At 49.5% G+C, this 455-nt stretch carries 2 protein-coding genes; both read right to left on the minus strand.

Annotated features, from left to right (window positions below; all coding sequences use genetic code 11):
- The coding region (locus J5M67_RS28460) for a hypothetical protein (RefSeq protein ID WP_207888679.1) at window positions 1-213 on the minus strand (213 nt) is incomplete at its 3' end.
- A 10-nt stretch (window positions 214-223) separates the two neighbouring features.
- On the minus strand, window positions 224-455 hold a 232-nt coding region (locus tag J5M67_RS28465), incomplete at its 5' end, for a hypothetical protein (RefSeq protein WP_207888680.1).

Here is a 455-nt window from a genome sequence, read left to right on the forward strand (position 1 = left end):
CAGCGTAACAGTGACAGTCGAAGCACGGTTCTTACGACGAACGCGCATGGCACTCATATCACCGCCAATAACCAACTGGGTGGCCGGGGTTTCACGAGCAACCGTGATGAAAGTGCCTTCAGCAACACCACTTACAACGTGGCTGAAGTTATCATTACCAAGAACAATACTAACTGCTTCAGGGAAGTAGGTAGAAAGAATATTTGCAGACATTTACTTCTCCTTAAACAGAAACGGTTGCACGTACAGCACTTACGCGATGGACCGCGCCACTGAGCCTGAACGTGACAATAAAGTCACCCATTACGCGAGTGGCACGAATCATTTCTGGGATAGCCAGAACATTAGGGGCTTGTACGGTTGGAGCAGGAGTGTCAGCAATACCGCCGTTTGCAATACCTTGAGCGTTAATTGCACGAATCTCGGCTTCGATGATGGTCGCACCAGTTTGGGTG

Origin of the sequence: Pseudomonas sp. 30_B (assembly GCF_017491605.1) — a bacterium.
Taxonomy (GTDB): Bacteria; Pseudomonadota; Gammaproteobacteria; order Pseudomonadales; family Pseudomonadaceae; genus Pseudomonas.